At 34.1% G+C, this 4,265-nt stretch carries 6 protein-coding genes; 4 read left to right on the forward strand and 2 right to left on the reverse strand.

Features of this window, described 5'->3' with window-relative positions; translation table 11 throughout:
- On the reverse strand, positions 1–211 hold a 211-nt coding region (locus Q0543_RS00980; protein WP_299247796.1), incomplete at its 3' end, for a hypothetical protein.
- A gap of 11 nt (positions 212–222) precedes the next feature.
- Positions 223–588 carry a DUF2116 family Zn-ribbon domain-containing protein gene (locus Q0543_RS00985; protein WP_299247799.1) on the reverse strand — a complete coding sequence of 122 codons (366 nt, stop codon included), beginning with the start codon at positions 586–588 and terminating at the stop codon, positions 223–225.
- Between the two features lie 161 nt (positions 589–749).
- On the opposite strand from Q0543_RS00985, the gene Q0543_RS00990 reads away from it, so the two are divergent.
- The 4 genes from Q0543_RS00990 to Q0543_RS01005 all read left to right on the forward strand — a co-directional run bounded on the left by Q0543_RS00990 (position 750) and on the right by Q0543_RS01005 (position 4,050).
- Positions 750–2,174 carry a tyrosine-type recombinase/integrase gene (locus Q0543_RS00990; protein WP_299247801.1) on the forward strand — a complete coding sequence of 475 codons (1,425 nt, stop codon included), beginning with the start codon at positions 750–752 and terminating at the stop codon, positions 2,172–2,174.
- A gap of 269 nt (positions 2,175–2,443) precedes the next feature.
- Entirely contained in the window at positions 2,444–2,785 is a 342-nt protein-coding gene (locus Q0543_RS00995) for a type II toxin-antitoxin system RelE/ParE family toxin (protein ID WP_299247804.1), read from the forward strand.
- Between the two features lie 4 nt (positions 2,786–2,789).
- On the forward strand, positions 2,790–3,116 hold the full coding sequence (locus Q0543_RS01000; protein ID WP_299247807.1) for a helix-turn-helix transcriptional regulator: 327 nt from the start codon (positions 2,790–2,792) through the stop codon (positions 3,114–3,116).
- Between the two features lie 184 nt (positions 3,117–3,300).
- Positions 3,301–4,050: a hypothetical protein gene (locus Q0543_RS01005; RefSeq protein ID WP_299247810.1), complete on the forward strand. Its 750-nt coding sequence runs from the start codon at positions 3,301–3,303 to the stop codon at positions 4,048–4,050.
- The last annotated feature ends 215 nt before the right edge of the window (positions 4,051–4,265 follow it).

A 4,265-nucleotide genomic window follows, 5' to 3' on the forward strand; every position in this document is an offset into this window, starting at 1 on the left:
AACTTATTATAGAATCAGACGCTTTAAATTGCATACTATTCAATCCTTTAATAACTTGACAAAGTAGGATTAAAACGAATGTTGATGTTACCACTACAGTATGTGTTGGAGTGCTATTGCTATCGTAGGTTAAGTTGAGATAAGGAAAGTGGTTAGAGCCTATATCATTTAATTTTTGATTGTATTGATGCAATGTTGTATACGTTAACAATTGCTATTTTTTTACTTTTTCATATAGGCTTGATACTCTACAATCCGCACTTTTGAATCTTCTAAGAGTAGAATTCCTCTGTCGTAGCAAAAGGCATATTGATTCCCTTCGTTTGTGTTGTAGACGGAGGTGAAATAGGTGAAATTATATCCCATCTCTGTGAGCACTTCTTTTCGCAGAATTGACATTCCCTTTGGATTTAAGGTTTTTAAAATGCGCCAGTTTTTACGCAGTACTTTATTGACGTTTTTAATGAGAAATTCGTCCTTCGTGCGGGTATTGTTGTTGAATGTTGCTCTGCATTGGTCGCTGCAAAAGCGTTTGTCGGACCGCCCAACAATGGACGTTCCACAATGTAAACAGGTTTTCTTATCCATAGCTGCGAATAAAAATGCGTTTAAAAATGTAATTCGATATGTAATTCTATATGTGTTTCAATATACGGATATATCCGCTTACTATCCGATTATAATCGGTTATATACGGATATACCCGGATATCAATCGGCTAAAGTATTTTACTTGGCCTAGTTTTGAGCATGAAAACAGCCAACACTATTTACTTAAAACTCTTAATGCACGAAGGACAGTCGCATTACCTGCTTTCCTTTTATAAAAATCCACCGCTTTATGCTTGGTTGCGAAAATTTCAATACATCCGCACGCGCCCAAGCAATGGTCAGTTGATTATGTTGGCCGATGATGGCTATGTTGAAATGCTTGAAATGGCTGCAAAAGGGAGGATCCTTTTCAACAGGCATCAACTTCAAAAAGAATCCATCCAAAAGGGCGTTGCTACGCCCAGTGCGCAGTTGGATCGATTGGTTATACCAAAATTGAATGCGCCTTTGCGCCTGCAACTGAAATTGGCAGAAATAGATGGTTTGCCCAAATTTTTATTAAGTACAGACGCCATAATCGAAACAAAGAAGCACTTATTGCCTTTGCCATTTATTACCTACGATAAACGCCTGGGTGCTTTTTATTTTGACCGCAGCGAATTATTGCTCAACGACTTAATGCGGGCGGTAAAAGGGAAAATATTTATTGCCATGCATCAACATGTACTTTTAAAAAGCTTGTTGTTGGAAACGGTTTTTTGGACGCAAAATTATGCTTCTGATATTCGTGTTCCGGATGCGTATTTAAAATTATTAAAAGCCAATAATTGCAGCAAACAAACGATACAACATTATCATTCGGCATTCATTCTGTACCTCTATGTGTTGCAGGTAAAGGGAAAAGATTTGGACCTCATTCCGCCCACTGAGGTAAATGATTTGGTGCTGCAAATTGCTACTGCAAATGGTTTTAGCACCAGCTCTATACATGTGTTTATAAATGCGGTATTGTATTATTATCGATCTGTGAAGCAATTGCCTGCTTATAAATCAGAGATTAAGCGACCGAAAAAAGGATTGGTATTGCCGAGTGTTATGGCGAAAGAAGATATCCAAGCAATTATAAAACAATGCGATAATTTAAAACACAGAGCCATTTTAATGTTTATGTACGGCACAGGCTCTCGTGCAGGAGAGGTGATTGATTTGGAATTAAAGGATATTGATTCGAAACGAAAAATTATTACGTTTCGAAACGCGAAGAATTTTAAGGACAGAACGGTTATGCTATCTGAGAAATTACTTGAGCTGTTGCGTACCTATTTTGCGGAATATAAACCAAAGAAGTATTTATTTGAAGGACAGTATGGCGACAAATATTCCCAGTCTTCGATGCGACAAATATTGAAAAAAGCATCAATCAAAGCGGGTATGCGCAACTTGCCCCATTTACATCAATTTAGACATTCGTTTGCGACACATTTATTAGAAGCAGGTACAGATATGCGTATTATCCAGCAATTGTTAGGGCATTCGAGTTCTACCACAACGGAGATTTATGCCTATGTAAGTACAAAGCATATTGGTCAGGTTAGAAGTCCCTTGGATGATTTATGTATTTGAAAATAGGTCTGTGTTTTAATTTAAACTACAAGGTAGTTTTTAGATGATTTGGTTCTAAAATATACTTAGAGAAACGATGTAGGAAATTGTTGAATACATATGAAATGCGAAAATCAAAAAAGGATTATTCTATTTTACAAAGCGTTACATTTTAACGTTTTGCGACAGCTTGGGAATGAAGAGAAACAATTATAGGCAAATATACCTCATTTTGTTTCTAAATATAGAAACTTTATGTATTTTTAAAACGTTTACTCTGAATAGTAGTCATGAGATACTTTGAAACTCAATTCTTAGAAGAAGTTGATGCGTTTATTTCAAGACTTGACGTAAAAACAATTAGGAAGATTCTATACAATATTGATTTGGCTGAGCAGACAACTGATCCCAAATTATTAAAGAAGCTTCAAGGCGATATATGGGAGTTTCGGACAAAATTTGCAGGTCTTCAAATTAGACTTCTAGCATTTTGGGATAAGTCCGACAATAAGAAAACGTTGATTATTGCTACTCACGGCTTCATAAAAAAGGTTGATAAAGTTCCTTCAAATGAAATTGACAGAGCAGTACGATTAAAAAATAACTATTATAGTAATAAACGAAAGACCTAATCATATGGCATCTAAAGAAATCAAAATGCGATCACTTGCCCAGATGAAAGATACGTATATTGGCGAGGTTGGCACGTCTAATCGTGATACATATGAATATGAATTGCGGATGGATGTTTTGGGGAAAATGATTAAGACTGCGCGACAAGAACGTCATCTGACACAAGAAGAACTTGGGAGACTTATAGGTGTTCAGAAAGCCCAGATATCTAAACTTGAAAGTAGCGCTAATAGTGCTACAATAGATACGATACTGAAAGTTTTTAAGGCGTTAAAAGCGGAGATAAACTTTAATGTAAAGTTGGAGGATAACTTCATCAAAATCGGATAAAAAGATGTCGTGCGGAGAATAAGATAAAAAATATGAGATATATTTTTAAAGGATCTTTGATAATTTGTGCTATTGGGAAATTGGTTGTATCTTTTGCTATGGAAAGTACTGGTATTGGGCTAATTAATAGAAATAAAACAATTAATTCAATCAAGACAAGTCAAATATACAAGCAACTGGGTGCTTGTATGAACTAGTTGGTGGCAATCAAGAATTAGAACACATGAGAACTAAATATTACGTGATATTTTTAATAATTCTTTCCTCTTGCACGAGTATTAGTGAAAAGAATAAAACAATAATTAATACAATTTCAGACGTTTATTCTTCAACTAATGTTGAAATAACAGAGGGTTTTTCTACAGGAGATGTTGGGGGAACACATCCATATATTGAAGTTAGTTTAGCTGAAAGTAAATATATTAATGAAGATTCTACTTATGATATTCAAAATGCAGGAACGTCTATTGCATTAATTGTATATGAAAATTTGGAAAATAGTGAAATCAAAGAAGATTTAACTATTGAAGTTATTATTAATCAGAATTTTTCTGGAAATAATAGAACATTTAGTTTTAAATTTCCGGTTGAACTTGTAAAAAATGCTTTTCAATGTTTTGAAACAATCGATTCAACTTATAAGACAATAATGGCACAAAATTATTCAGCTACTTATGCATTTTTAGATAAATCGACTAAAGATACTTTGTCATCTAATATATTCGTAAATAATTTTATTGTAGCCGATAGTTTATACGGCAAAATAAATAATTATAAAATCAAAGGATTTGAATTTTTACCGAGGGAGAATAATAGAACAAAAAGGGATTTAATTAAATTTAAAACTACAGGATACAGAGAATCTCTAAAACAAAGAATAGAATTTTACTTTAATAGTGAAGGAGATAAACAAAAAGCTATTCTGATCGATTGAAATATGACTGCCACCAACAATATATTGTTGTTAATGCAGGTTCGCATTCAAGGATATTTCAGTGCATCAAACCCGCATGAATAATTTGTATATTAAGGCATGCTTTCGTTTGTGTTTGTGGAAAGATACAAGCATTAACACCTGCATCAACAAACAATACTAAACGTTAGGTGCAAGCGTGGTGGTATAATAAGCATACAACAAGACATTAACAT

This window comes from uncultured Cytophaga sp. (assembly GCF_937863595.1).
Lineage (GTDB): Bacteria > Bacteroidota > Bacteroidia > Cytophagales > Cytophagaceae > Cytophaga.

Excerpts from the sequence above, each read along its gene's own strand:
- Q0543_RS00985 (WP_299247799.1), bottom strand. The coding sequence starts at position 588 with ATGGATAAGAAAACCTGTTTACATTGTGGAACGTCCATTGTTGGGCGG.
- Q0543_RS00990 (WP_299247801.1), top strand. The coding sequence starts at position 750 with ATGAAAACAGCCAACACTATTTACTTAAAACTCTTAATGCACGAAGGA.
- Q0543_RS00995 (WP_299247804.1), top strand. The coding sequence starts at position 2,444 with ATGAGATACTTTGAAACTCAATTCTTAGAAGAAGTTGATGCGTTTATT.
- Q0543_RS01000 (WP_299247807.1), top strand. The coding sequence starts at position 2,790 with ATGGCATCTAAAGAAATCAAAATGCGATCACTTGCCCAGATGAAAGAT.